This window comes from Rhodococcus oxybenzonivorans (assembly GCF_003130705.1).
GTDB classification, from domain to species: domain Bacteria; phylum Actinomycetota; class Actinomycetes; order Mycobacteriales; family Mycobacteriaceae; genus Rhodococcus_F; species Rhodococcus_F oxybenzonivorans.
The window spans coordinates 4988301-5014410 of the sequence record NZ_CP021354.1 but is presented as its reverse complement, the minus strand read 5'-3'; the positions used below and the strand labels follow the sequence as shown (position 1 = coordinate 5014410).

The window sequence follows — 26110 nt, the reverse complement described above, 5'->3', positions numbered from 1 at the left end:
GCAGCACCTTTCAGCTCGACGCTTCGCCCAGGCGATCGGACTCGGAAATGTGCTGCCGCAGAGAACGTCATGGCTGAGGGACTCTGCGGCAGCCGAAGGCCGTCAGCTGAAAATGACGGTCCTGTGCCCGTGCAGAAGAATGCGATTCTCGCAGTGCCAACGAACAGCCCGAGACAATGCCAGCGCTTCTGCGTCCTGGCCGACGGTGGCGAGTCGGGCAGGATCGTAGCTGTGATCGATGCGGATCACTTGCTGCTCGATGATGGGCCCCTCGTCCAGATCCGGTGTGACGTAGTGGGCGGTAGCCCCGACCTGCTTGACGCCGCGATCGAATGCCTGGTGGTAGGGCTTGGCGCCCTTGAATCCGGGCAGGAACGAGTGGTGGATGTTGATCGCACGGCCGTGTAACTTCCGGCATGCGTCATCGGACAGCACCTGCATGTACCGCGCGAGCACGACCAGGTCGGCGTTGTACTGATCCACGAGTTCGAGGAGCTGTGCCTCGGCTTGCGGTTTGGTCGCCGCCGTCACGGGGATGTGGATGAAGGGCAGACCGGCGGCTTCGGCCATTGGGCGAAGGGTTTCGTGGTTGGAAACCACGGCGACGAGCTCTCCACCGAGATTGCCGGCACGCCAACGAAAAATGAGGTCGTTGAGGCAGTGACCCATCTTCGAGACCATCACGACGACGCGCGGCTCGCTGCACCCGTTGAAGTTGAATGACATACCGAATTTGTCAGCGACACTGCGAAACTCGGCGGTGAGCCTTTCCACGTCGAGGGCGCCCGCCGCGACAAACGATGTGCGAAGAAAGAATGCACCGTTTTGTGTGTCATCGAACTGCTGGTGTTCGGCGATGTCGCAGTTCTGTTCGAACAAGAAAGAACTGACTGCGTGGACGATTCCGGGCCGCTGAGCGCAGCTGAGCGTCAAGGTGAAGGTTTCGGTCATGTGCGTCTCCTCGGTGCTGGACGCTCTCCCTGGCAACGGCGGCGTCTCGAGTGGATATCGGGCTTGTTGTGGCGGCGAACGAGACCATCCGTGTCTCGATGGCTTCGAGGGCTAGAGTGTCAGTAGTAGAGAAGTGATATATCAGATGAGTATTAGTATTTCAGGCTGCGGCGAAAGGGTCAAGAGGCGGAGTGGAACGCTAAGATGACGCCCATGGGGCTGCAGGCGATAGAGGTCGATGCCGGCGTGATCTCTCGCGCTGATCGTGTCTATTGCGCGATTCAAGACAAGTTGATCATGCTCGATATCCGCCCCAACGAGGCAATTGTCGAGAGTGCTCTCGCCGAGGAGCTCGGTGTGGGGCGAACACCGGTCCGAGAAGCGCTCAAGAGGCTCGAGGGGGAGCGTCTGGTCATTTCGTTCCCTAGGCAGGGAACGTTCGCCACAGGTGTCGACGTCTCCGACCTCGGTCATATCTCCGAGATCCGGGCTCATCTCGAGCCCGTAGCCGCGCGACGAGCGGCGGAGGCGGCTTCCCCTACTCTCCGCCAGCTGCTTCTCGACATGGCGGACAAGACAGATGGACTCGATGTTTCCGGTATGGAACGGCACGAATTGATGCGATGGGACCTTACGGTGCATCGGACGATCTATCGGGTCGCGCGCAATCCGCATCTCGAGGACGTCCTCGTCCGATACGACAATCTCGCGACCCGAATCTTCTGTCTCTACCTCGAGCGGCTACCGTCGGTGCCCCAGCACGTCGGTGAACACGGGGAGCTATTGCGGGCTATTGCCAACGGTGACGGTGACCTCGCCGGAGAAATCGCGCGTCAACATGTCACGGGGTTCGAAAAAGCCGTCCGGGCAGTCGTTTAGCGTTCGGAGGACGGGCGATCGGCTTCACCCTCGGGAGACAGCAGTTCACCCACGAAGACCTCACTCGCTGCTGGGCGTTCCGACGAGGTTCAATTGCTTTCTCACTCGGGCGGTGACGGCGTCGGCGCGGTCGGTGAGGGCATCGACAGTGGCGGCAGTGTCGACGAGGGACTGTCGGATGTTCGCATCGGTGATGCCGGGCAGATTGATCTCGACATTGACCCGAGCTGTTGTGGCTGCCGCTCGGGCCGCCTCTGCGGCAGCCGCGACGTCACTGGCGACATTGCGGTTCGCGACCGATACGAGCTCCTCGGCAAGCGCGACCACCACCCATGCTGCATTGATGACCTCGGCCGGAACTCGCGCCGCGCTCACGAGAGCGTTCTCGATCGCTGCCGATCGTGCGGCGATCTCCGCATCAGTGCTCTTGGGAAGCGTGTAGGTGTCGATTACGGAACCGAATGCCGCCATATCGTCCTCGGCAAGCTCCAGTGCCCGCTCGCGGACCGTATCCGCTCCGGTGCACACACGCTCGATCAGAGCGCTGTGTTCGGCGTACCGGTCACCGGTCGTGTATCGAGCCACCATCGCTACGAGCGCAGCGGATTGACCGAGGTGTAGCGCAGCGGTGGCACCGCCGCCGGGTGCGGGTACGCGGTCGGCGAGCGACGCGAGAAATGCGCTGATCGTGTCATGTCGCATGAGTGGGGTCGTCCTGTCGGTGGGGAAGGGCTCAGATGAAGCAAAGGGCCATCACGTGACCGAGCGAGGGTGCCGGCCCCTGAGCAGCGAGCCGGCACCCCGACAGAGAACTACGACCGGATCTTCTTCATCTCGGGGTCGACGAGTGGTTCGGCCACGACGGTGGCGGGGATACGTCGACCGAAGTACTCGATCTCGACCGCGGTGTCGACCGTCGCGCCGGCGGGCAGCCACGCGTAGGCGATCGGCGCCCCGACGGTGTGGGCGAACGAAGCGCTGGTGACATAGCCTGCTGGCTTGCCGTCGACGAAAACGGGTTCGTGGCCCAGCACGACCGACGTGCGGTCATCGATCATCAAGCACGCCAGCCGCCGGGTCACGGTGTCATCGGAGACACCCTCGAGTGCGTCGCGGCCCACGAAGTCACCCTTCTGCGGGCGGACCGCGAAACCGAGACCGGCCTCATAGGGATTGTGCTCGGTGGTCATGTCGGAGCCCCACGAGCGGTAACCCTTCTCCATCCGCAGACTGTTGAACGCTGCACGGCCGGCGGCGATGACCTCGTACTTCTGCCCCTCCGCCCAGAGCACGTCCCACAAGCGTTGCCCGTAGTCGGCGGAGGTGTACAGCTCCCAGCCGAGTTCGCCGACATAGGACAGCCGCATCGCGGTGACCGGGATTCCGCCGATCCGGACCTGCTTGGAACGAAAGTATTTGAAGTTCTCGTTCGCGAAGTCGTCCCGGCTGATCGCCTGCACCAGATCCCGGGCACGAGGTCCCCACAGGCCGATGCAGCAGGTGCCGCCGGTGATGTCGCGGACCTGGACGGTACCGTCGTCGGGTGCCTGGCGGCGGAAGTAGTCGAGGTCGAGGTTGCCGTTTGCGCCGACTTGAAAAATGTTGTCGGACAACCGTGCAACGGTGAGATCGCTGCGCACCCCACCAACGGCGTCGAGGGCGAGGGTGTAGGTGACGGACCCGATCGACTTGTCCATCTTGCCTGTGGTCAGGCGTTCGAGCAGGGCAAGGGCGCCGGGGCCGGAAATCTCGAGACGCTTGAGCGGTGTCATGTCGTACATCGCCACCGAGGTGCGGGTCTTCCACGCCTCAGCCGCGGCGATGGGGGAGTGGAACTTCGCTGCCCAGGGCTCGCGGGCCGGCGGCTGCCACTCGGTGGGAAGCTGCTGGACCAGGTGGGCGTTTGCTTCGTACCAGTGCGGGCGCTCCCAGCCGGCGCCCTCCAGAAAGACTGCGCCGAGCTCCTTCTGCCGAGCGTGGAACGGGCTGACCCGTACGTCACGGGGTGAAATTTTGGGCTGCAGGGGATGCAGGACATCGTAGATTTCGACAAAGTTCTGCTGGGACGTCTCGCTGACGTAGTCGGGGTCGAGCTGAAACTCCTCGAAGCGGTGCACGTCGCAGCCGTGCAGCTCGACCTCGGAGCGGCCGTCGACGAGCAGCTGCGCGACGGCTCGGCCGACACCGGCGGAATGCGTCACCCAGACTGCTTCGGCGATCCAGAATCCGGCGATGTCGGGGGACTCGCCGATGAGCGGTCCGCCGTCAGGGGTAAAGGAGAAGACCCCGTTGAATCCGTGCTCGATCTTCGCGGTCTCGAGGCAGGGAAGCAGCAGTTTGGACTGCTCCCACGACGGTGCGAAGTCCTCTTCCGTGAACGCCAGCATCGACGGCATGTCGGAGTCGGAAATCTCGTCGCTATCGGTCAGCCCGCGGGTGTCTACCGGCATCGGACGGTGCGCGTAGGTGCCGATGCCGAGGCGGTCGACGTGCTCGCGAAAGTAGAGGTCCTGATCCTGGTGCCGCAGGATCGGGAAGCCCGCCTCGGCGAGTTCGGTGTTGCGACCGACCAATTCGGGAATCTGACCGGTTTTCGCGTACTGGTGCGCCAGGGGGAGCAATGGCACGTCCATGCCGATCAGCTCACCGACGTCAGGGCCCCAGAAGCCGGCGCAGGACACGACGATGTCGGCCGGTACTACGCCGTGATCGGTGGTGACTCCGGTGACCTTGCCGCCGGAGTGCTCGATACCGATTACTTTTGTCGACCCCTGGAACACCGCGCCGCGGGCTCCTGCCCGCCGGGCGAGCGCAACGACGACCCGGGAGGCCTTGGCGAGTCCGTCGGTCTCGACGTACAAGCCGCCGAGGACCCGCTTCTCGTCGAGAAGCGGGTGGAGCTTCGCACACTCGGCAGGGTCGAGGATGCTGCCGTCGATACCCCAGGAGGTGGCCCAGCCCTGTTTACGGTGCAGGTCCGCGAGTCGCTCTTCGGTGGTGGCGACCTCGAGTCCACCGAGCTGGCTGAAGCACCATTCGCCGTCGACGTCCAGGCTCATGAACTTCTCGACGGTGTATCGAGCCAATTCAGTCATCGTCTTGGACGCGTTGGTCTGGAACACGAGGCCCGGTGCGTGCGACGTCGAGCCGCCGGTCAGTGGCAGCGGCCCCTGGTCGAGGACGGTGATCTTGTCCCAGCCCCGAGCTGTGAGCTCGTCGGCCAGGTTCGTGCCGACGATGCCGGCTCCGATGATCACTACGCGCGGTGAACCCATGATGGTCCTTCCTGGAGTGGTTGTGCGATCGCCTGCTCCCCGCGGATCGCCTCGGCATGCGCTGTCGCTGTGGGCCGACAGTCGACGTGCTCAGTGAGAACGGATGACCAGCAGCCGCGGGGCAAGTCGACAACTGATATATCAATCACAGTAGTGTGTGTCACAGGGGCGGTCAACCCCTGCCTTTGGGTGGTATCACCCGACTCGAAGCTTGCGCGCATGAACCGCGGCCGGCGCGGAGGCACGCCGGGGTTCATGCGCGTTCCGCGGTCGGGGAGGCTGCGCTACCGACCGATGCACCGGTAGAAGTGGAGCTCATCATGGAAGTCGAGTGAAGCGATCGAATGAGCGGAGCTGTTGATTTCGTCGGTTGCTCCTGCCGATCGCATTGCAGAAAATGCAGGCTTCGAACCCTCAGTTCCGTACCGATCTCGGCGCTCTTACGGCGATCGGATTCCGACATCCCACCCCACACCCCATACGGTTCCCTCGTGGTGAGTGCATAATCGCGACACCGATCAATGACCGGGCATGCGGCGCAGATTGCCTTTGCCGCTCGTTCTCGTTCGGCGCGCCGGGGCTTACTTTCCCCGCAGGGCGAGAAGAACACCTCCATGCCTTCGGACCGGCACCGTGCCTGTAGGTGCCAATCCGTTTCTTGCGGGGGTGCGGCGACTGTGGTGACGTTGTGCAAGGACATTCGGCTCCGTTGTAGTGCGCGGCAGAAGCGCGGGTAAGCATCCCTTCGACGTCGACGTCGACGTCGATGTCGTGGCGCTCAGGCGGCCTGGATGCGAGGTATGAAACTGAGCGCCGAGCCAATCATCAAGGCCCGGCCTTTATCCGGTGGATTCAGGGCGGGCCTTGACGTTGTGCTGGTCTACCTGTGCGGGGTGCTCACCCGCCGCGGCTTCCGAAGGTCTGTGATCAGTGGATCTCGGGTGATGTCGCGATACAGCGACACACACATGCCGATCATCACAACGGCGAACGGAGCGGCGACGATGATCGTCATCGTCTGCAGGCCGTTCAGTGCGTCCGTTCCGCCGGTCCACAACATCAGCATGGCAACGCCTCCAGTGGCGACACCCCAGAACGCTACGGTGGAGCGGGTCGGTTCCAGCGTTCCACGTTGGGACAGTGTTCCCATGACTACCGAAGCAGCGTCCGCGCCCGAGACGAAGAAGATTGCGACCAGCGCCATCACGAGAAGTGACGATGCGCCTGCAAGTGGCAGGTTATCCAGCATGCCGAACAGCTGCGATTCCGGAGTGCCGCGAGAGAACAGGTCGGTTCCGTCACGCTGTTCGCCGATTGCAGCCCCACCGAACACTGCGAACCATACAAGGCTCACGGAACTCGGGATCAGGATTACTCCGACTACGAACTGGCGAATGGTCCGGCCTCGGCTTATGCGAGCCAGGAACATACCGACGAAGGGGGTCCACGAGATCCACCATGCCCAGTAGAAGATGGTCCAGGAGGAGAGCCACGTTTCGGTCGCCGCATCGCCGGATGCAGCCGAGCGCGCCGACATGCTGGCAATTTGGGAGGCGTAGTCACCCAACGTGGTGGGCAACAAATTCAAGATGAACACGGTGGGGCCGGCGACGAATACGAAGACGGCCAGAAGAAGTGCAAGCACCATGTTGATGTTCGAAAGCCACTGAATACCGCGAGAAATTCCGGAAACGGCCGAGGCCACGAAGGCAAGGGTGAGTATAGCCACGATCGCGATGACCAGGAGAGTCCCGGCCTCGCCAATCCACCCGAGAACCTTTACGCCAGAGCCGATTTGGAGTGCTCCGAGGCCAAGTGAAGCGGCAGTGCCGAACATTGTGGCGAAGATAGCCAAGATGTCGATGACCTTGCCGATCGGCCCCTCGGCGCGGCGGCCGATCAGCGGAATGAAGGACGAGCTGATGAGCTGTTTGCGCCCCATCCGGTAGGTGCCGTAGGCGATCGACAGACCAACCACCGCATACATCGACCACGGGTGTAGTCCCCAATGGAAAAGCGCGGTCGCCATCGCGGTTCCCACCGTGGAATCGGTGATTCCAGGTGGCGGCTGGACGAAATGAGTCAGCGGTTCTGTCACGCCCCAGAAGATCAGACCGATCCCCATGCCGGCGCTGAACATCATCGCAATCCAGCTGACGGTCCTGAACTCTGGCTTCTCCCCATCCTTGCCGAGGGTGATTCGCCCGTACCGGCTCAGCGCCAGCCACAGCGCGAACAAGACGAACCCTGTGGCGGAGACGACGAATAGCCAGCCCAGGTTGGTCACCACCCAGTCCAGAATCGACGACATCGTGTTCGTCAAGGTGGCCGGCCATAGCAGTCCCCACCCCAGGATCGCCACCACGATGGCGGTTGTAATCCCGAACACCACGCGATCGGTCTTCTTCTCGGGTGCGACGCCTTCCGCCTCGTCGACGGCGCGAGGATCGGTGGCCCCGTCGACGGCGCGAGGATCGGTGGCCCCGTCGACGGCGCGAGGATCGGTGGCCAAGTCGTCCGCGCGGGGGGTGGTGGCCCCGTCGACGAGGCGGGGGTCGACTACCTCGCAGCGGCGTGATTGGTGGGGGGTCGCTTCCGTATCCGCCTCGAGTGAGTTGCCATTTGTTGTCACATCGGTCTCCCTGCAGCACATCGCTGAGTAGGTTTGTGAACGGAGTCCGGACTGCCCGGTGCGAGGCGTCCCGGTCCCGAATTGTGTTGCTTATGGCGCAACGACGTTTTCTATGGGGAACAACACTGCGGCCAACTGTGATCTATGTCAAGTCCTACGGTCAAAATGACACAGATCACTAAATTGCGAATTTACGCTCCCCGCGTGGAATCGACACCAGCTGGCCAGAGCGTGGACGAGGCCGGTTCCTCACACGCTGCGCTCTCTGAAGGACGTTTGCGCGGCCTCGTTCGCTGGTTCGTAGGACCGCGAACGAGCCCATGGGTAAGCCATGTGCATGCCGAGCCTCGCATGTATCGACGACGATTAATATATTAGTGTTTGTCAGGTTGGTACGACAGGTGTCCGGGTCGGCCAGGAGGCGGCGGGCATCCGTCGGAAGCGTCGACTTGGGCGACACGCTGATCGGGTGGGTCACCGTGCTGATTGGTGAACCTATGCGTGGGGTCTATGCCCGGCACCAGGGCGCCCGTCAGCACCAAGAGAACTTTCGTATAGTTGCTCCATGACCAACAGCAACGGAGCGCGGGCTACTGACGGCGGTGTCCAGTCGGTAGACCGGGCATTTCAAGTGCTGGAGGTTCTCGCCCGCAATGGTGAGGTCGGGGTCAGTGCGATTGCCGCGGAAATCGGGGTGCACAAGTCCACGGTGTCCCGTCTGCTGGCTTCGCTGGAAGAGCACGAGATGGTTGTGCAAACCTACGACCGGGGAAAATACCGCCTGAGCTTAGGCATCCTGCGCCTCGCCGCGTCTGTTCCCGAACGGCTCGAGATAACGGAGCAGGGTCACGCCGTATGCGAGCGACTGGCCGCGAAACTAGGCGAAACCGTGAACGTCGCCGTTCTGCGCTCCCGATATGCCATCCACCTCGACCAGGTACGAGGGCCCGCCTCCGTGGGCACACAGAATTGGATCGGCGAGCCGACACCGGTGCACGCGACGGCAAGCGGAAAAATACTCCTTGCCCACTTGGACGTGCACCAACGGCATGAAGTCCTAGGCGCAACGGTGCTCGAGAGGTTTACCGAGGACACCATCACGTCGGTCGAGGCGCTCGACGAGGAACTGGACGCGGCCAGGAGCCTCGGCTACGCCGTAGTCGTCGAAGAGTACGAGAAAGGGCTGAATGCCATCGCGGCGCCGGTCCGGGACTACGACGGCAGAATCGCGGCCGCGCTGAGCGTCTCCGGGCCTGTGTACCGCTTCACCGAGGCCCGGATGCGCCTCGTGGGGCCCGATGTCATCGCGGCGGCCGCCGAGATCAGCGAACGGATGGGCTTCCGGCAATCCGTCACGCCCAGCGCCTGAGCTCACTCGATCTGACACTGCCTCGGAGCGGAGAGCCACCACACGTCAGCCCGGTCCGATGCCTTCTGCCATCTCGACGACGTTCGTGAGCAGCATCGCCCGCGTCATCGGACCGACACCGCCTGTAGCCCCGCTGAGCTTTCCTGCGACGCGGTCGACCGAGGGATGCACATCGCCCAGAATTCCCTCCACCGTGCGGGTGATACCCACCGACAACACAGTGGCACCTGCGCGGATCCAGTCCGGTTGCACCAGGTTGGCAACTCCCGCCGCAGCAATCACGACGTCGGCATCGCGCGTGTGAGTAGCCGTGTCGACCGTCGCTTCATGGCACAGGGTCACCGTGGCATGTTCGCTGCGGCGGGTCAGCATCAGCCCGAGTGGCCTACCAACGGTTACACCACACCCAATGACGCAAAACCGAGCGCCGGTGATCGGGACATCGTGATGACGAAGTAATTCGATGATGCCGCGGGGGGTGCACGGCAACGGTCCCGGCATCCCGAGCACCAGACGCCCGAGATTCGTCGGGTGCAACCCGTCCGCATCCTTCGCGGGATCGATCAACGCAAGGATCCGGTGGGTGTCGATGTGCTTCGGCAACGGCAGTTGAACGATGAAGCCGGTGCACGAATTGTCCGCGTTCAGCCGCAGGACGGCCGCCTCGATATCTTCCTGTGCAGCGGTCGCCGGCAGGCGGACCTCGAGGGAATTCAATCCGATGCTTCGGCAGTCGCGGTGCTTCGCGGCGACGTAGGCATGGCTGCCGGGGTCGTCGCCGACGAGGATAGTTCCCAAGCCAGGCCGGATTCCCTGCAATTGCAGCACTGCGATCCGGTCGGCCAGGTTGTCCTTGATCTGCGCGCTGACGGCCTTGCCGTCGAGCAGTGTCGCAGTTGCCACGGAATATGCCTTTCTGGGTGACGAATAGGTGAAATGGACCAGTGCGGCGAGTTGTCGGTCGTGCACGAAACGCCTGACCCGATTGGCGACTGAAGTCGCGTGGGGTGCGGTGAGTCGGTCTCGAGGGGCGCGAAGACCAAGAGATACGTCGTCGGACCGGGAGGGGTCGTCGCCATAACGGATGGATTACCGTGACGACAATTGATATATCAGACGCAGAATAGCTTAGACCGGCTGAACCGGCGGGTCAACGCCCCTGTGGGGGTGTTCGTGGGGCTCATGAGTCGCTCAGCTTGTATCGGTCGCAGATCGCCTCCCCGCGGACCCGAAGGCGTGCCGATGTTGCGGGCTGCTGACAACGTGGGGCCTCCGCTATTTATGGTGTGACTAGGAGTTTCAGTGAAAATTCCCGTGTCCGTGTCCCCTTGCGGTTGCTGAGGAGTTGCGAGCGTCCATTGGTTCGGCGGGGCGCGCAGCTCCTCTTGACACTGCGCTATGACCATTGTCACACTGTTGCGTAACGCAGGACTTGTTTCGCATCGCGCTACAGAGAGGCATCTTATGCTCGAGGTCTGTCCGCTAGCCTCCTTACCTCGCGGTGACGCACGCCGCGTCGACACCTCCCCGCCGATCGCCGTGTTTCACACCGACGACGGCGAGGTGTTCGCAATAGACGACACTTGCTCGCACCAGGACGCCTCGTTGGCAGACGGCTGGCTCGAGGGATGTGAGGTCGAGTGCCCACTGCATGCGTCGAAGTTCAACCTTCGAAGCGGGGCGGTCGATGCGCCACCCGCGAAGCTGCCCGTGCGAACTCATGAGGTCCTGATCAAGGACGAGGTGATCTACGTGGAGGTCAGCACCGAAGCGCCGAACCTGCCGCCCGATATTCGTAGCCGCCTCAACGCGGAGGGGAACGCATGAAAAGTATCGCCGTCATCGGGGCATCCCTCTCCGGTCTCAGTGCCGCGCGTGCCCTGCGCGCACAGGGATTCGAAGGTGAGCTGAACATTGTCGGAGCGGAGCGCAACCGGCCTTACGACCGGCCGCCGCTGTCGAAGGAGTATCTGGCCGGAGACGTCGACGAAACCTCCCTCACCTTGGAGCCGGAAGGGGAAGACCTCCAGGCGAATTGGATGCTCGGACTATCTGCAACAAACCTCGATGCCGGCACCCGCAGCGTCACGCTCAGTGACGGTTCGCAGCTGACCGCCGACGGCTTCGTCCTCGCGACCGGTTCACGTGCGAGGGCGTGGCCGGACACCGAGCATCTAGCCGGCGTCCATGTCCTACGCACGATCGACGACGCAGACCGGCTGCGCGCGGACCTCAAACCCGGCGCCCGACTGGTAGTCATCGGTGCCGGTTTCATCGGCGCCGAGGTTGCGTCCACAGCGCGCAAGCTGGGCCTGGACGTCACGGTGGTCGAGGCAGCACCGTCGCCGCTGATCGGCCCGCTCGGCCCGCAACTGGGAACCGCGGTCGCCAGACTCCACGGGGGCAACGGCACCACTCTGCACTGTGGTGTGGGTGTCGCCGGGTTGACCGGGGGCGACCGTGTGACCGGCGTTGACCTCGCTGACGGGCGCCACCTGCCCGCTGACGTCGTCGTCGTGGGCATCGGCGGCATCCCGAACACCGAATGGCTCGCAGGGAGCGGTATCGAACTCGGCAACGGTGTGCTGTGCGACCGCGGCGGCACCACCTCGATCCCAGGCGTTGTTGCAGTCGGCGACTGTGCGGCCTGGATGGACACCGCGGGCGTCCACCGCCGCGTCGAGCACTGGACCGGCGCCTCGGAACGCCCGGCGATCGCAGTGTCGTCCCTGCTCTCGGGTGAGTATCAGGGTCAGCAGGTCAAGCCACCGTACTTCTGGTCCGATCAGTACGGTTCGCGTATCCAATTCGCTGGAATCGCCGGGCCCGATACCGAATTCACCATCGAAGAGGGAAGTCTGGAAGCGGGAAGCTTCCTCGCCGTCTACCGCCGAGACGGGCAACCCGTTGCAGTCCTCGGCGTCGACCAGGTCCGCCTGTTCACCCGCTGGCGCCGCCAACTCTGCGCGCTGCCGGCACCGCTCTGATCCTTTGTAGACCTTCTTCCAGCCCGCAGATCCACGAGATCAACCACTAAGGGAGACCCCACAGTGACAACCACGCACCTGCCCGAGAGTCTCATCTCCACGCTCCCGGGCGCCTATTACACCGACAGCGACATCTTCACGCTCGAACAAGAGAAGGTCTTCGAGCAGATGTGGTTCTGCGCTGTACGGTCGGGTGATCTCGACAAGCCTGGGGCTTTCAAGACCGTTCAGGTCGGTCGGGAAAGCGTCATCGTGACACGATCCAGGACCGGCGAGATCCGTGCCTTCCTCAACATCTGCGCCCACCGCGGCGCCCGGCTGTGCATGGAAGAGAGCGGAGAGGTCAAGAGGTCTTTCCAGTGCCCGTACCACGCATGGACGTACGACCTCGAAGGCAAGCTTGTCGCGGCGCCCAACCTGACCAAGATGCCCGACATCGACCGTGTCGAATACGGACTGAAGAAGGTGGCAGTGCAGGAATGGCTCGGCTACGTCTGGCTCAATCTCGCCGACGAGCCCGAGTCCTTCGACGAGACAGTCATTCAGGACATTCGCGACCGACTTGGCGACGTGGAATCGATCGATCGATACAACATCGCTGACTTGGATCTCGGCCGTCGCATCGTTTACGACGTGAAGGCCAATTGGAAGCTCATCATCGAGAACTTCATGGAGTGCTACCACTGCGCGACGATCCACCCGGAATTGACCGAGGTTCTGCCGGAATTTGCCGACGGCTATGCGGCGCAGTACTACGTCGGGCACGGTGCCGAGTTCGGTGAGGATGTCGAAGGGTTCACCGTCGACGGCTCGGCCGGTCACGACGTCATCCCCGGTATCGCCCCGGAGCAGGACCGGCGCTACTACGCGATCACCGTGCGACCGACGGTGTTCGTCAATCTCGTCCCCGATCACGTCATCGTCCACCGGATGTTCCCACTGGCGGCCGACCACACCATCGTCGAATGCGACTGGCTGTACCTGCCCGACGTGATCGCGAGCGGAAAGGATCTCGACCGCTCCGTCGAACTGTTCCATCGGGTCAATCAGCAGGACTTCGACGCGTGCGAGCGGTGCCAGCCCGCGATGGCCTCGCGCCGCTACCGCGACGGTGGCGTGCTCGTGCCCAGCGAGCACCACATCGGCGAGTTCCATGACTGGCTGAAGGAAAAGATCGCTCGCTGATTGCGCCGCAACGCTGACCGCTCCACGGATCGAGAGATCCGTGGAGCGGGCACGCGGCTGCGATACTGCACCTTCGGGTACCGCAGCCCGCCGTTGCTCATCCGCGACACGGCACTATGCCATTCGATGCAGCTGAACGTTCTTCGTGATTCGAACGGATGCGGCACCACGTCGTTGTCCTGCCTGGCATCCGAGTTGCATGAATTGCCAGATATTTTCGCAAAGTCTTGACTCGTTCCAGATTGGTAGGTCATAGTGTACGCAGAGCAATTGCGTGCGGCCGAGCTGCGTGTGACGCGTCCTCGAGTGGCAGTGCTGGAGGCAGTGCAAAAGAATCCGCACGCCGACACGGAGACGATCCTCGGAGAAGTGCGTGCAGTGCTTCCCGGTGTGTCTCAGCAGGCGGTGTACGGCATTTTGCGCACGGCGACTGCTGCCGGTTTGGTGCGCAAGATCCAGCCGGCGGGTTTGGTGGCTCGCTACGAGACGCGGGTCGGTGACAACCATCATCACGTGGTCTGCCGGTCCTGCGCAGCCATCGCGGACGTCGATTGCGCTGTCGGTGAGTCGCCGTGCCTACCCGCTGTCCACGACAACGGATTCCGTGTCGACGAGGCGGAGCTCATCTTCTGGGGCCTGTGCGCCAACTGCTCGACATCGCTCACCTCGTAGCGCTCATCCATCAACAGCCCGAATTATCCCCTTTTGGAAGGAATGTCGTGTCTGACACCACCCGGACTCTCGCAGAAGAGCACCCGCCCATCGCCGAGGCCCAAACGGAACCTGCGGAGAGCGGCGGCTGCCCCGTCGCGCACGGTCGGCTCGAGCATCCGACTCGGGGCGGCGGTAACCGTGACTGGTGGCCGAACCAGCTCAACCTGAAGATCCTGCAGAAGAACCCCGCCGTGCGTAACCCCATGGACGAGGACTTCGACTACACCCGGGAACTCGCGAACCTGGACTTCGAGGCTCTGAAGCGTGACATCGAGGAGGTCATGACCACCTCGCAGGACTGGTGGCCCGCCGACTACGGCCACTACGGCCCCCTCTTCGTCCGCATGGCGTGGCACGCCGCGGGCACCTACCGCGTGACCGACGGTCGCGGCGGCGCCGGCGCCGGGATGCAGCGCTTCGCGCCGTTGAACAGCTGGCCCGACAACGCGAACCTCGACAAGGCACGGCACCTGCTGTGGCCGGTGAAGAAGAAGTACGGCAAGACCATCTCGTGGGCCGACTTGATCGTCTTCGCCGGCAACTGCGCCCTCGAGTCGATGGGCTTCGAGACTTTCGGATTCGGCGCGGGCCGGGTGGATCAGTGGGAGCCCGAGGAAGACGTCTACTGGGGCCCGGAACTCACCTGGCTCGGCGACGAGCGTTATACCGGTGAGCGAGACCTCGAGAAGCCGCTCGGTGCGGTGCAGATGGGTCTGATTTACGTCAATCCCGAAGGCCCGAACGGCAACCCGGACCCGCTCGCCGCCGCCACGGACATCCGTGAGACGTTCGCCAGGATGGCGATGAACGATGTCGAAACGGCCGCACTGATCGTCGGTGGCCACACCTTCGGCAAGACCCACGGCGCCGGCCCCGCCGACCACGTCGGCCCGGAGCCCGAGGCTGCACCGCTCGAGGAGCAGGGTCTGGGCTGGAAGAGCTCCTTCGGCACAGGTAAGGGCAAGGACGCCATCACCAGTGGCCTCGAGGTGACGTGGACACCTACCCCGACCACGTGGGACAACAGCTTCCTGGAAACCCTGTACGGCTACGAATGGGAGCTGAGTAAGAGCCCCGCCGGCGCCAACCAGTGGATCGCGAAGGGCGGCGCTGGTACCGGCACCGTTCCCGACGCCTTCGACCCCTCGGTGCGGCACGCCCCCACCATGCTGACCACCGACCTCTCCCTGCGGATCGACCCTGCCTACGAGAAGATCACCCGTCGCTGGCTCGACCACCCCGAGGAGCTCGCGGACGAATTCGCCAAGGCCTGGTACAAGCTGACCCACCGCGACATGGGCCCGGTCGCCCGTTACCTCGGACCGCTGGTCCCGGACGAGACCCTGCTGTGGCAGGACCCCATCCCCGTGGTCACTCACGAGCTCATCGATGCCGACGACATCGCGTCGCTGAAGAGTCAGATCCTCGGGTCCGGACTGACTGTTGCCGAGCTGGTCTCGACCGCGTGGGCGTCGGCCTCCTCGTTCCGGGGCAGCGACAAGCGGGGCGGCGCCAACGGCGGTCGTATCCGTCTCGAGCCGCAGGCGAGCTGGGAGGTCAACAACCCGGCCGAGCTCGCCCAGGTGGTGAAGACCCTCGAGGGAATTCAGGAGTCCTTCAATACCGCCCAGACCGGAAACAAGCGGGTCTCGTTTGCCGACCTCGTCGTGCTCGGTGGCGTTGCTGCCGTCGAGCGGGCCGCGAAGGATGCCGGACACGATGTCGAGGTGCCATTCACTCCCGGTCGCACCGATGCCACACAGGAACAGACCGATGTGGAGTCTTTCGCTGCGCTCGAGCCGACTGCGGATGGTTTCCGCAACTACCTCGGCGAGGGCAACCGTCTACCGGCGGAATTCCTGTTGGTCGACAAGGCGAACTTGCTGACGTTGACCGCTCCCGAGATGACCGTTCTCGTCGGGGGCCTGCGCGTGCTCGGCGCGAACTACAACACCAGGTCGGAAGCGGGCGTCTTCACGTCGAAGCCGGGGACGCTGACCAACGATTTCTTCGCGAACCTGATCGACCTCGGCACGACATGGGCGCCGAGGTCCACGGACTCGGAGATCTACGAGGGCCGCGACCGCGTCACCGGGGAGGTGAAGTGGACCGGAACCCGCGTCGACCTCGTGTTCGGGTCGAACTCCGAACTGCGTGCTCTCGCGGAGGTGTACGCCTCCGATGACGCAAAGCAGAAGTTCGTGCGGGACTTCGTGTCCGCGTGGGACAAGGTGATGAACCTCGACCGGTTCGACCTCGCCTAACCCGGCGGCTCCGCCACCCGTGAGTACTTGTTAACCGCCCGCGGTTAACAAGTACTCACGGGCGCGTCAGCGCACGACGGGCTGGTGCTGCGTGATGCAGTGGATTCCGCCGCCGCGGGCGAAGAGGGGTCGTGCATCGACGGTTACCACGTCACGTCCGGGGTAGGCGGCCGACAGGAGCGCGACGGCCTCCTCGTCGGCGGGATCGTCGAAACTGCAGGCGATCACTCCGCCGTTGACGACGAGATGGTTGATGTAGCTGTAGTCGACGAATCCCTCGTCGTCGCGGAGCACCGTCGGCGCCGGCACCGGAATGATCTGCCAGGATTGGCCGCGGGCGTCCGTGGTCTGCTTCAGCAGGTCGATGACGGTCCTGCTGACCTCGAAGTCGGGGTGTTCCGGGTCGCGCTGCTCGTGCACCAGGATGACGCCCGGAGACGGGATGGCGGCGACGATGTCGACGTGTCCGCGCGTGCCGAACGTGTCGGAGTCGCGGGTGAGTCCGCGGGGCAACCAGATGACGTTCGTGGCGCCGAGAGTGCGCGCGAGTTCGGCCTCGACATCAGCCTTGGACAGTCCCGGGTTGCGGCCGGGGTCGAGTTGCACGGTCTCGGTGACCAACACGGTGCCGAGGCCGTCCACTTGTATTCCGCCGCCCTCGTTGACGAGCGTCGACTCGACGAGTTCGGCGCCGGACCGCTCGACCACCATCCTGCCGATCTTGGAATCGCGGTCCCACCGCGCCCAGTCCTGGCCGCCCCACCCGTTGAACACCCAGTCGACGCCCCCGAGCCTGCCGTCCTCGGACACCACGAAGGTGGGACCGATGTCGCGCATCCAGGCGTCGTTCAGCGGGGCCTCGACGACGTCGATGTGAGGGGAGAGGTATTCCCTCGCGACGGCCATCTCGTCCGGGTCGACCACGACGGTGACGGGTTCGAACCGGGCGATCGCGTGTGCCACCGCGGCCCAGGTGCTGCGGGCCTCGTGGTGGGCTGCGGGAGTGTCCCCGAGCGAGTATCCCTCGCTGGGAAAGGCCATCCAAGTCCGCTCGTGAGGTTCGCCCTCCGCGGGCATGCGCCAGCTCATCAGGCTTTCCCGAAGGGGGAGGCGTGATCGACTGGCTCGGTGAGGGCGCCGTAGGTGTCGGGTCGCCTCGTCGTGAGAAACGGGAACAGTGCAAGCCAGTCTTCTCGCTGCTGAAGGTCGAGATCGGCGACCAGGACGGCTGATTCGTCACGCGGTGCCTGAACGAGAATGCGGCCGTAGGGATCGGAGATGAACGACGACCCGTAGAAGGTGATGAGGCCTTCGTTGCCGTGGCGGTTGGGCACCACCATGAACGTGCCGTTCGCGATCCCGTTCCCGACGATCACCTGTTGCCACAGCGGCTGGGTGTCGAACTGGGGGAAGTCGGGTTCGGAGCCGATGGCGGTGGGGTACACCAGGACTTCGGCGCCACCGAGCGAATACGCGCGAGCAACCTCGGGGAACCACTCGTCCCAGCAGGTCGGCATGCCGAGTTTCACGCCGTCGAGGGCAGTGTGCACCGGGTATGGATCGGTGGCCGGTCCGCCGCGGAAGTAGGTGTCCTCGTAGTAGCCGGCGGTCACCGGAATGTGCAGTTTGCGGGTGCGTGCCAGCAGTCGGCCGGACGGGGACGCGAGGATGGCCGTGTTGAACCCGAGGCCGTCGTCGTACTGGTCGCCGCTCTCGCGGTCGTCGCGCTCGTAGAGCGAGGCGTGGACGGGGATACCGTGTTCGGCCGCCGCCTTGGCCGCGAAGGTGAATGTGGGGCCGGTCAGGAGGTCTTCCGCCTGGCGGCCGGGGTTGTCACCGCCTTCCACGAATGCGGGATAGCGGCTCAGCGTCAGCTCGGGCAGGAAGACGACCTGAGCTCCGAGTCGAGCCGCCGCGGCGATTCCTTCGTCGAGTTCGGCGCGGAGGTCCTGCTCGTCCTCGTGCCACCGGTGCTGCACCAGCCCGACGCGGAGTAGGGGGCGTTCGGTCGTCCGCGCCCCCGTGTTCGGCGTCCTCGTGAGGGGCGCGGGAGTGGTCGGTGCGGTGATCGTCAACATTGTGGTCCTCGGATGTCCGGTTCGGCGACTGCCTAAAACGAATTGGATTCGTTAAGTATGGTGGGTGAGTGCTCGACGATCAAGGGGTGGAACGTGTCGAATTCGACTTTTTCTCGCTCGACCCCGCCATCGGCAGCGAAACATCGACCAGAGGGGGCGCACTCATGCCACGGCCATCACAGCGGCTGCTGTCACCGGAGATCATCACGGAAGCGGCCATTCGCCTGGTGGACCTCACCGGTGACTTCACGATGCCGGGTCTCGCCGAGCGGCTGAAGGTGCGGCCCTCCTCGCTGTACAACCACGTGTCGGGGCGGGCGGAGATCATCGAATTGATGCGCGCCCGCGTGATGGCGGGCATCGTGGTGGCGGACCCCGACGGCAAGTGGAGCGAGACGGTGGCTTCCCTGGCGCGCGAGTATCGGCGCAACTACGCCGAGCATCCTCGGCTGATTCCACTGTTCACCGCGCACACGGTGCAATCCGGTGTGGCGTTCGGAATGTACAACGCGCTGGCGCAAGCCTTTTCGGACGGCGGATTCTCACCGGCGGAGGTTCTCCACGCCATCACGACGGTCGACAGCTTCGTTCTGGGCTCCGCGCTCGACCTCGCTGCCCCCGAGGTGGTCTGGGCGACCGCCCCGGAGGCGAACGAGCCGATGCGGGCAGCGTTGGCAACGTCCGGACCGAACCCCGGACGGGCCGACGCAGCATTCGAGTTCGGACTGCGCACCCTTATCGCAGGCTTGGTGGCGCAGGCTCCGAGGCAAGATCGCTCTCGTCCCGCAGCGCCGATGTCTCGCGGGTGAGGGTTCGGCCCTGGAAGAACGCAGGGTTGCGGAAACGCATGATCACCATCAGGACGGCACCGAGAAGAAGAATGCCGAACCCGAGGTAGAAGACGAGTCCGATACCGCCTATCTGTGCGCCACTCCCGTTCTCGGGGTTCATGCTCTCGTCGACCGAGATGACGAAGACCGCGAGCAGCATGAGTCCGCCGAGCAGCGGGAACACGAAGCGGAAGACAGCGTTGCGGACGCTGGTGAACAGCCGTCCCCGGAAGTACCACACGCAGGCGAACGCGGTGATGCCGTAGTACCAGCAGATCATGATTCCCAGCGCGGCAATGGTGTCGAGCAGGGCGCTCTCGGACAGGAAGGTGACCACTGTGTAGAACACGGCCGTCACCACACCGGCGACGACGGTGGCGTAGGACGGCACGAGGAACCGGGGAGACACCTCGGCAAGCTTCTTCGGAAACGCACCGTACGCGCCCATGGCGAGCATCGTGCGCGCTGCCGGGAGGAAGGTGGTCTGCAGGCTCGCGATCGAGGAGACGAACACGGCGAGGAACAGCAGCATGCCACCCCAGTTGCCGAGTACGGGATCTGCGAGAGCGCCGAACACGTTCTCCGAGTTGTCCGGGTTACCGAGGCCGAGGCCCTCTTCGCCGACTCCCGCATACATCATCGCCGCGACCGACACCAGCAGGTACGTCAGCAGGATCGTCGCGACGCACAGCAGTCCCGCGCGACCGGGAGTCTTCTTGGGGTTCTTCGATTCCTCGCCGAGGGTCAAACAGGTGTCCCATCCCCAGAAGGCGAAGATCGAGCCGGTGACACCGATGACGAAGGCGCCGATGGCAAGTCCGGAGAATGGATCGAACCAGCTGAGATCGAACGACAGGTTCGCGGGCGAGTCGCCTGCCCCGACGTGGACGAGGGCGACCACGGCGAAGGCGATGAGGAGCACCATCTGGAAGCCGACGAGTGCGACCTGCAGGCGCTCACTGGTGGTGATACCGCGACTCGCGATCCACGTTGCGATGCCGATGAAGACGAGTGTGGTGCCGACGTTGACCACTTTGTTGCCGGCTAGATCGGCGATGCCCGGACTGTCGAACAGTCGGGCGATGAAAAGGTAGAAGAACTGGACGGCGATCGCCGCCAGATTCGACAGCACGATGATGGTGGCAATTACCATTCCCCAGCCGCACATCCATCCGACGTACGGACCGAACGCCTTGGTCGACCAGGTGAAAGACGCACCGCAGTCCGGTGATTCGGAGTTCAGCTCACGGTACGCGTAGGCGGTGAGGAACATGGGAATGAATCCGGCGATGAAGATGGCGGGCATCTTCAGTCCGACCGCGGCGACGATCAGTCCGATGCTGGCCGTGAGGGTGTAACCAGGTGCGACGGAGGAAATTCCGAGAATCGCGCCGGACAATGTCCCGACCGTGCCGGTGGCCAGGCCCTTGGCGCTCACCCCGCCTGCGGTGGGCCCCTGTGCGACTTCGTCGTTCGTCATGGTCGAACCTCCGGTGGGGAACAAGCGTGGATCCGGGGCGGGTGTGGTGGAAGGTCTACTCACTGTGCGGGAACTCCTGCTTCGGTACGACGACCATGGGTACCGGCAGGACACGGAGCATCTTGGCGGCGGTGGACCCCAGGAACAGTCGATGAGGTTGGGCGAGGCGGCTGGAGCCGACCATGACGAGGTCGCCGTCCTGCCAGTCGAGTGTGCGAACCGCCGATTCCACGGTGGAGCCGTCGGCTATCAGCACGGAGATCGGAAACTCTTCGGGCAGAGCGGAACGTGCCGTGTCGAGAGTGCTCTGTGCGTGGGCGACGGCGCGTTCGCGGATGTCCTCGGGTGTGTCGCGGTGGTCGCGGAGGTCGTTCCGCGGGTCCAGCGCCACCAGCGACACCAGGCGTAGGGGTGCCTGCATGAGTTCACTGGTTCTCACCGCGGTTCGCAGCAGCACGTCGGCGCCGGCGCGGGTACCGAGTGCGCAGGTGATCTCCCGGATCTGCTTGGCCGTGGAATGCCGGGCGCCGCGCGGAGCCAGGGCCAGCGGAACGTGTGCCGAGTGCAGCAGCTCCGTCGACACCGAACCGATTGAGTGCCGCCCCAGGAGTCCGTCGCCGGCGGCACCGACGACAATGGCCTGTGCGCCGAGCCGGGTCACCTCGTCGAGGAGACCCTGCGCGAATGACTCGTGGAAGCTGAGGTGGACGTCCACGTCGATGTCGCTCGGCACCGACGACTTCGCCTCCTCCAGCCAGCGCTGGGCACGTGAGGCGAGGATGTCGTCGTAGCCGGTCTCGGCCGGGACTCGCGCCGGGACCGTCCGGTCCGGCGGGAGCACCATGCAGATGTCGAGCTGGGCACCGAGACTGCGGGCGAGCTGCGCCCCGAGGGCCAGACCGTCCTCCCCGCTGGGGGTGGCGAGATATCCAACGACCAATCGCATCATTGACGGTTCCGATCTGGCTCGGGGCGGGGAGTTTACGCGAAGCCGATGTATTTGGTCTCGAGGTATTCCTCGATGCCCTCGGTGCCGCCTTCGCTGCCGAGCCCGGATTGTTTGACGCCGCCGAAGGGTGCTGCGACGTCGGAGATCACCCCGCGGTTGACGCCGACCATGCCGCTCTCGAGCTTGTCGGCGACGCGGAACGCGCGATCGACGTCCTGCGTGTAGATGTACGCGGCGAGTCCGTATTCGGTGTCGTTCGCGGCGGCGACAGCTTCGGCCTCGGTGTCGAAACCGGTGATGGCGGCGACGGGTCCGAAGATTTCCTCCCGGATGATGCGGGCGCCGGCGGGTACCTCGTCGATGACGGTCGGCTCGAAGAAGTAGCCGGGCCCGTCGACGGACTTGCCGCCGGTGCGGACCCGGGCCCCCGCGGCGACGGCGTCGTCGACGAGGGACGCCACGTTGCGACGTTGCTTGTCGTTGACGAGGGGACCGACGTCGGTGCCGTCTTGGCTGCCCGGCCCGACGGTGAGTGCGGCGATCCGCTCGGTGAGCTTGGTGGTGAATTCCTCGCGCACCGAGTTGGCGACGATCAGGCGGTTCGCGGAGGTGCAGGCCTCGCCGCCGTTGCGCATCTTCGCGGCCATCGCACCGTCGACTGCGGCATCGATGTCGGCGTCGTCGAACACGACGAACGGGGCGTTGCCACCGAGCTCCATCGAGGTGCGCAGCACCTGCTGGGCGGACTGCTCGATGAGAATCTTGCCGACGCGGGTGGAGCCGGTGAACGTCACCTTCCGCAGTCGCGGGTCGGCGAGGAGAGGTGCGGTGACGGCGGCGGCGTCGAGGGTGGGGAGCACCGAGAGCACACCGGCGGGCAGGCCGGCGTCGGCGAAGATCTCGGCGAGCAGCAGCATGGTCAGCGGGGTGTCCTCGGCGGGTTTGACGATGATAGTGCAGCCGGCGGCGAGGGCGGGACCGATCTTGCGGGTGCCCATGGCGAGCGGGAAGTTCCAAGGGGTGACGGCCAGGGTGGGGCCGACGGGGACCTTGGTGACCATGATCCGTCCGTTGCCGGAGGGGGAGGTGGTGTAGCGGCCCTGGATACGGACGGCTTCCTCGCTGAACCAGCGCAGGAACTCGGCGCCGTAGTTCACCTCGCCGCGGCTCTCCGGCAGTGCCTTGCCCATTTCCATCGTCATCAGGAGGGCGAGGTCGTCGGTGCGTTCGATGACCTTCTCCCATGCCGAACGCAGGATGATCGACCGCTGCCGGGGTGCGGTGGCGGCCCACTCGTCCGCGGCGGCGGCGGCGGAGTCCAGGGCGCGGAGTGCGTCCTTGCCGCCCGCGTCGGCGACGTCTGCGAGGTGTTCGCCGGTGGCGGGGTCGTAAACCGGGAAGGTGCCGCCGTCGATCGGGTCGGTCTGGGCGCCGTCGATCCACAGGCCGGTGGGCAGGGTGGTGCGGAGCCGTTCGAAATCAGTCATGGGAGTCCTCTGGTCGGGGTGCGGGCGCTTCGCACCCGTGCGCCTTTCTGGTAGCGATGGCAACCAGAAAGGCGCACGGGTCAGACGAAGGAACGAACTATCTGCTCGATGACCGTCAACGCGTCCTCGAGCAGGTCGTCGCCGATCACCAACGGGGGAAGGAGGCGGATCACGTTGCCGTAGGTACCGCACGTCAGCAGGATGACGCCCTGCTCGAGAGCCTGGGCGGCGATGGCCTTGGTCAACTCCGCGTCCGGTTCGGTGGTTCCGGGCTTGACGAATTCCATCGCGAGCATGGCGCCGCGACCGCGCACGTCACCGATCACACCGACCTCGGCGGCGAGGGCGTGCAACCGCGGCAGGACGAGGTCGGCGATGTGCCGAGCCCGGCCCGGCAGGTCGAATGTCCGCATGGTGTCGAGGGCGGCGAGCGCGGCGGCACAGGCGACGGGATTGCCGCCGTAGGTGCCGCCGAGTCCGCCGGGGTGGACCTTGTCGAGAAGTTCGGCCCGTCCCGTGATCGCGGAGAGGGGCATACCGCCGGCCATGCCTTTGGCCATGGTGATGATGTCCGGGACCACGTCCTCGTGCTCGCACGCGAACCAGGCGCCGGTGCGGGAGAACCCCGTCTGCACCTCGTCGGCGATGAAGACGACGCCGTTGGCGCGCGCCCAGGCGACCAGAGTGGGGAGGAATCCCTCTGCCGGAACGATGAATCCGCCCTCGCCCTGGATCGGCTCGATGATGATCGCCGCGAGTGAATCGGCGCCGATCTGCTTCTCCATCTGGCTGATGGCCCGCTGGGCGGCCTGCTCGCCGGTCAACCCGTCCTGATCGCGGTACGGGTACGACATCGGGAGGCGGTAGACCTCGGGAGCAAAGGGACCGAAGTGGGCCTTGTAGGGCATCGACTTGGCGGTCAGGGCCATCGTCAGGTTGGTGCGGCCGTGGTAGGCGTGGTCGAATGCGACGACGGCGTCGCGTCCGGTGGCGAGGCGGGCGACCTTGATCGCGTTCTCCACCGCTTCGGCGCCCGAGTTGAACAGGACGGTCCGCTTCTCGTGATCGCCGGGGGTGAGGGCGGCGAGTTCCTCCGCGACCCGCACGTAACCCTCGTACGGGGTGACCATGAAGCAGGTGTGGGTGAAATGTCCGACCTGCTCCCGAACTGCCTCGGCCACAGCGGGATCCGAGGCTCCCACGCTGGTGACGGCGATGCCGGAGCCGAGGTCGATGAGCGAGTTGCCGTCGACGTCCACAATGACGCCACCGTCCGCGTCCGCGGCGTACACGGGCACGCTCGAGCCGACGCCCGCGGCCACGGTGGCGCGGCGGCGAGCGGTGAGGGCCGCCGACCTCGGGCCGGGAAGCTCGGTGACCAGTGCTCGCTTCTGCGGCAGCCGGTACTGGATGTCGTTCATCAGGGTGCAGTCCTCAGGGTCGTGACGGTAGATGGGAAAACGGGAGTCGAGGTCAGTCGTGTGAGCTCATGACGTGCTTGATGCGGGTGTAGTCCTCGACGCCGTAGCCGGAAAGGTCTTTGCCGTAGCCGGAGTACTTGAATCCGCCGTGCGGCATTTCGGCGACGAGCGGGATGTGGCAGTTGATCCACACGGCGCCGAAATCAAGTGCAGCGGAGAGCCGTTGCGTGACACCGTGATCCTGCGTCCACACGCTCGACGCCAGACCGTACCGGACGTCGTTGGCGAGGGTCACGGCCTCCTTCTCGTCCGAGAAGCTTTGCACGGTGAGGATGGGCCCGAACGTCTCTTCCTGCACGATGTCGTCGCGCTGGTCGACTCCGGTGATCACGGTGGGCTCGAAGAAGAAGCCCTGCTCGCCGGAACGTCTGCCGCCGGTGGCGATCTTGGCGGAGGCGGGCAGATCCGCAATCTTCGCGCTGACGGTGTTGAAGTGGTTGATGTTGTTGAGTGGACCGTAGAACGTGTCCGGGTCGTCCGGGAGTCCCGGCTTCAACGTCTCGGCCTTACGGACCAGTGCATCGACGAGCTGGTCGTGGATCGACTCGTGGACGAGGACGCGGGTGGCCGCGGTGCAGTCCTGGCCGGCGTTGAAGAACGCCGCTTCGGCGATTCCGTCGGCGGTCTTCTCGATGTCGACGTCACCGAACACGATGGCAGGCGCCTTGCCGCCCAATTCGAGGTGCGCGCGCTTGAGCTGCCGAGCGGCGGAAACGGCCACCGCGATGCCGGCGCGCACCGACCCGGTGATCGACACGAGCCCGAGCGCGGGGTGTTCCACTAGCGTCGCACCGGTCTCCCCGTTGCCCAGCACCACGTTGAACACGCCATCCGGCAGGATGCCCTTGGTCAACCGGGCGAGAACGAGGGTGCTGTTCGGGGTGGTGTCGCTGGGCTTGAGGACGATGGTGTTGCCGGCGGCCAGGGCGGGGCCGATTTTCCACAGCGCCATCATGAACGGGTAATTCCACGGGGTCACCTGTCCGACGACGCCGATCGGTTCGCGGCGCACATAAGACGTAAATCCCTCCATGTACTCCCCAGCGGCCTTGCCCTCGAGCATGCGGGCCGCCCCGGCGAAGAACCGGAGCTGATCTGCCCCGACCTTGATCTCCTCGTCGGCAATGACCTGTTTGGGCTGCCCTGTGTTGCGGCACTCCGCCTCGACGAGTTCGTCGCTGTGCGCCTCGATCGCGTCGGCCAGCTTCAGCAGTGCCGTCTGGCGCACGCTCGGCGTGGTCTTGCCCCAAGACATGAAGGCTCGCTCCGCCGCCTCGACGGCAGCGTCCACATCGGACTTGGTGGACACCGGCGCACGGCCGACGACACTCTCGTCCACCGGATTGATCAAGTCGAGGGTCTCCGTCGTCGACGAGGCGACGAACTCGCCATTGATGTAGTTCTGGAGTACGTCGATCGACATCCGTACCGTTCCTCTCGTGGGGGCGAACGGCCCGCCGACAAGCATTCGCCGGGGTCCGTAGTGCATCTGGTAGTCAGTGTGCGCTGCCTCACAAGGTGGTGGCAGCTGACGAAATGGTGAAAACAA

General features: G+C 64.6%; 20 protein-coding genes and 2 pseudogenes. 9 read left to right on the top strand and 13 right to left on the bottom strand.

The genetic code is table 11. From position 1 onward, the window contains the following. Positions 1-102: 102 nt before the first annotated feature. Complete coding sequence (purU, locus tag CBI38_RS23510) at positions 103-951, bottom strand: formyltetrahydrofolate deformylase (RefSeq protein ID WP_109332680.1); 849 nt, start codon at positions 949-951, stop codon at positions 103-105. A 204-nt stretch (positions 952-1155) separates the two neighbouring features. On the opposite strand from purU, the gene CBI38_RS23505 reads away from it, so the two are divergent. Then, the gene (locus CBI38_RS23505; protein WP_109332679.1) at positions 1156-1830 is read left to right on the top strand and encodes a GntR family transcriptional regulator; all 675 of its coding nucleotides are present in this window, start codon (positions 1156-1158) and stop codon (positions 1828-1830) included. Positions 1831-1890: 60 nt separating this feature from the next. Here CBI38_RS23505 and CBI38_RS23500 read toward each other — a convergent pair whose 3' ends face one another. Beyond that, on the bottom strand, positions 1891-2532 hold the full coding sequence (locus CBI38_RS23500; RefSeq protein WP_109332676.1) for a cyclodeaminase/cyclohydrolase family protein: 642 nt from the start codon (positions 2530-2532) through the stop codon (positions 1891-1893). Between the two features lie 110 nt (positions 2533-2642). Continuing rightward, positions 2643-5105, bottom strand: coding sequence for a GcvT family protein (locus tag CBI38_RS23495; RefSeq protein ID WP_109332658.1), 2463 nt, complete (start codon positions 5103-5105; stop codon positions 2643-2645). A 245-nt stretch (positions 5106-5350) separates the two neighbouring features. On the opposite strand from CBI38_RS23495, the pseudogene CBI38_RS39290 reads away from it, so the two are divergent. Beyond that, positions 5351-5440, top strand: a pseudogene (locus CBI38_RS39290) (RidA family protein); the annotation flags it as partial. 119 nt (positions 5441-5559) lie between these two features. Here the strand turns inward: CBI38_RS39290 and CBI38_RS40150 are convergent. Both CBI38_RS40150 and CBI38_RS23485 read right to left on the bottom strand, forming a co-directional pair. Further along, a pseudogene (locus tag CBI38_RS40150) lies at positions 5560-5805 on the bottom strand (WhiB family transcriptional regulator); the annotation flags it as partial. A 180-nt stretch (positions 5806-5985) separates the two neighbouring features. Then, on the bottom strand, positions 5986-7494 hold the full coding sequence (locus CBI38_RS23485) for a BCCT family transporter (protein WP_109335298.1): 1509 nt from the start codon (positions 7492-7494) through the stop codon (positions 5986-5988). Between the two features lie 808 nt (positions 7495-8302). Here CBI38_RS23485 and CBI38_RS23480 point away from each other — a divergent pair. Next, positions 8303-9106 carry an IclR family transcriptional regulator gene (locus CBI38_RS23480; RefSeq protein ID WP_109332656.1) on the top strand — a complete coding sequence of 268 codons (804 nt, stop codon included), beginning with the start codon at positions 8303-8305 and terminating at the stop codon, positions 9104-9106. Between the two features lie 45 nt (positions 9107-9151). Here the strand turns inward: CBI38_RS23480 and CBI38_RS23475 are convergent, their stop codons facing one another. Then, the gene (locus tag CBI38_RS23475; protein WP_109335297.1) at positions 9152-10009 is read right to left on the bottom strand and encodes a bifunctional methylenetetrahydrofolate dehydrogenase/methenyltetrahydrofolate cyclohydrolase; all 858 of its coding nucleotides are present in this window, start codon (positions 10007-10009) and stop codon (positions 9152-9154) included. A gap of 495 nt (positions 10010-10504) precedes the next feature. Between CBI38_RS23475 and CBI38_RS23470 the strand changes: the two genes are divergently transcribed. From CBI38_RS23470 to katG, 5 genes are all read left to right on the top strand, one after another. Further along, positions 10505-10933 (top strand): bifunctional 3-phenylpropionate/cinnamic acid dioxygenase ferredoxin subunit, encoded by a 429-nt coding sequence (locus CBI38_RS23470; protein ID WP_472515499.1) that lies wholly within the window; start codon positions 10505-10507, stop codon positions 10931-10933. Beyond that, positions 10930-12093 carry an NAD(P)/FAD-dependent oxidoreductase gene (locus CBI38_RS23465; protein WP_109332654.1) on the top strand — a complete coding sequence of 388 codons (1164 nt, stop codon included), beginning with the start codon at positions 10930-10932 and terminating at the stop codon, positions 12091-12093. Before CBI38_RS23470 ends, CBI38_RS23465 begins: the two co-directional genes overlap by 4 nt. 63 nt (positions 12094-12156) lie before the next feature. Then, positions 12157-13278, top strand: a complete 1122-nt coding sequence (locus tag CBI38_RS23460) for an aromatic ring-hydroxylating oxygenase subunit alpha (RefSeq protein ID WP_109332653.1) — start codon at positions 12157-12159, stop codon at positions 13276-13278. Positions 13279-13530: 252 nt separating this feature from the next. Beyond that, positions 13531-13950 carry a Fur family transcriptional regulator gene (locus CBI38_RS23455; RefSeq protein ID WP_109332652.1) on the top strand — a complete coding sequence of 140 codons (420 nt, stop codon included), beginning with the start codon at positions 13531-13533 and terminating at the stop codon, positions 13948-13950. 47 nt (positions 13951-13997) lie between these two features. Continuing rightward, positions 13998-16256 (top strand): catalase/peroxidase HPI, encoded by a 2259-nt coding sequence (gene katG / locus CBI38_RS23450; RefSeq protein ID WP_109332651.1) that lies wholly within the window; start codon positions 13998-14000, stop codon positions 16254-16256. A gap of 66 nt (positions 16257-16322) precedes the next feature. On the opposite strand, the gene CBI38_RS23445 is transcribed toward katG, so the two are convergent. After that, complete coding sequence (locus CBI38_RS23445) at positions 16323-17345, bottom strand: agmatine deiminase family protein (protein ID WP_109332650.1); 1023 nt, start codon at positions 17343-17345, stop codon at positions 16323-16325. After that, entirely contained in the window at positions 17345-18334 is a 990-nt protein-coding gene (locus CBI38_RS23440) for a nitrilase-related carbon-nitrogen hydrolase (RefSeq protein ID WP_109332649.1), read from the bottom strand. The genes CBI38_RS23445 and CBI38_RS23440 overlap by 1 nt, the downstream gene beginning before the upstream one ends. 164 nt (positions 18335-18498) lie before the next feature. Here CBI38_RS23440 and CBI38_RS23435 point away from each other — a divergent pair, with 164 nt between their 5' ends. Beyond that, the gene (locus tag CBI38_RS23435; protein WP_109335296.1) at positions 18499-19143 is read left to right on the top strand and encodes a TetR/AcrR family transcriptional regulator; all 645 of its coding nucleotides are present in this window, start codon (positions 18499-18501) and stop codon (positions 19141-19143) included. On the opposite strand, the gene CBI38_RS23430 is transcribed toward CBI38_RS23435, so the two are convergent. The 5 genes from CBI38_RS23430 to CBI38_RS23410 form a co-directional block, all read right to left on the bottom strand. Continuing rightward, positions 19070-20644, bottom strand: coding sequence for an APC family permease (locus CBI38_RS23430; RefSeq protein ID WP_109332642.1), 1575 nt, complete (start codon positions 20642-20644; stop codon positions 19070-19072). The two genes, CBI38_RS23435 and CBI38_RS23430, sit on opposite strands and share 74 nt — an antisense overlap. Before the next feature lie 55 nt (positions 20645-20699). After that, the gene (locus tag CBI38_RS23425; RefSeq protein WP_109335295.1) at positions 20700-21590 is read right to left on the bottom strand and encodes a universal stress protein; all 891 of its coding nucleotides are present in this window, start codon (positions 21588-21590) and stop codon (positions 20700-20702) included. Between the two features lie 35 nt (positions 21591-21625). Continuing rightward, positions 21626-23080 carry an NAD-dependent succinate-semialdehyde dehydrogenase gene (locus tag CBI38_RS23420; RefSeq protein ID WP_109332641.1) on the bottom strand — a complete coding sequence of 485 codons (1455 nt, stop codon included), beginning with the start codon at positions 23078-23080 and terminating at the stop codon, positions 21626-21628. 80 nt (positions 23081-23160) lie between these two features. Beyond that, a complete protein-coding gene (gene gabT, locus CBI38_RS23415) occupies positions 23161-24501 on the bottom strand; it encodes a 4-aminobutyrate--2-oxoglutarate transaminase (protein WP_109332639.1) in 1341 nt (446 codons plus the stop codon). Between the two features lie 52 nt (positions 24502-24553). Continuing rightward, complete coding sequence (locus CBI38_RS23410) at positions 24554-25984, bottom strand: gamma-aminobutyraldehyde dehydrogenase (RefSeq protein ID WP_109332638.1); 1431 nt, start codon at positions 25982-25984, stop codon at positions 24554-24556. Positions 25985-26110 lie beyond the last annotated feature (126 nt).

What these genes read in the sequence shown, in the direction of transcription:
- CBI38_RS23430 (WP_109332642.1), bottom strand. Translation starts at nt 20,644, where the DNA reads ATGACGAACGACGAAGTCGCACAGGGGCCCACCGCAGGCGGGGTGAGC.
- CBI38_RS23435 (WP_109335296.1), top strand. Translation starts at nt 18,499, where the DNA reads ATGCCACGGCCATCACAGCGGCTGCTGTCACCGGAGATCATCACGGAA.
- CBI38_RS23425 (WP_109335295.1), bottom strand. Translation starts at nt 21,590, where the DNA reads ATGCGATTGGTCGTTGGATATCTCGCCACCCCCAGCGGGGAGGACGGT.
- CBI38_RS23410 (WP_109332638.1), bottom strand. Translation starts at nt 25,984, where the DNA reads ATGTCGATCGACGTACTCCAGAACTACATCAATGGCGAGTTCGTCGCC.
- CBI38_RS23465 (WP_109332654.1), top strand. Translation starts at nt 10,930, where the DNA reads ATGAAAAGTATCGCCGTCATCGGGGCATCCCTCTCCGGTCTCAGTGCC.
- purU (WP_109332680.1), bottom strand. Translation starts at nt 951, where the DNA reads ATGACCGAAACCTTCACCTTGACGCTCAGCTGCGCTCAGCGGCCCGGA.
- CBI38_RS23420 (WP_109332641.1), bottom strand. Translation starts at nt 23,080, where the DNA reads ATGACTGATTTCGAACGGCTCCGCACCACCCTGCCCACCGGCCTGTGG.
- CBI38_RS23440 (WP_109332649.1), bottom strand. Translation starts at nt 18,334, where the DNA reads ATGTTGACGATCACCGCACCGACCACTCCCGCGCCCCTCACGAGGACG.
- CBI38_RS23480 (WP_109332656.1), top strand. Translation starts at nt 8,303, where the DNA reads ATGACCAACAGCAACGGAGCGCGGGCTACTGACGGCGGTGTCCAGTCG.
- CBI38_RS23495 (WP_109332658.1), bottom strand. Translation starts at nt 5,105, where the DNA reads ATGGGTTCACCGCGCGTAGTGATCATCGGAGCCGGCATCGTCGGCACG.
- gabT (WP_109332639.1), bottom strand. Translation starts at nt 24,501, where the DNA reads ATGAACGACATCCAGTACCGGCTGCCGCAGAAGCGAGCACTGGTCACC.
- CBI38_RS23500 (WP_109332676.1), bottom strand. Translation starts at nt 2,532, where the DNA reads ATGCGACATGACACGATCAGCGCATTTCTCGCGTCGCTCGCCGACCGC.
- CBI38_RS23470 (WP_472515499.1), top strand. Translation starts at nt 10,505, where the DNA reads ATGACCATTGTCACACTGTTGCGTAACGCAGGACTTGTTTCGCATCGC.
- CBI38_RS23505 (WP_109332679.1), top strand. Translation starts at nt 1,156, where the DNA reads ATGACGCCCATGGGGCTGCAGGCGATAGAGGTCGATGCCGGCGTGATC.
- CBI38_RS23445 (WP_109332650.1), bottom strand. Translation starts at nt 17,345, where the DNA reads ATGAGCTGGCGCATGCCCGCGGAGGGCGAACCTCACGAGCGGACTTGG.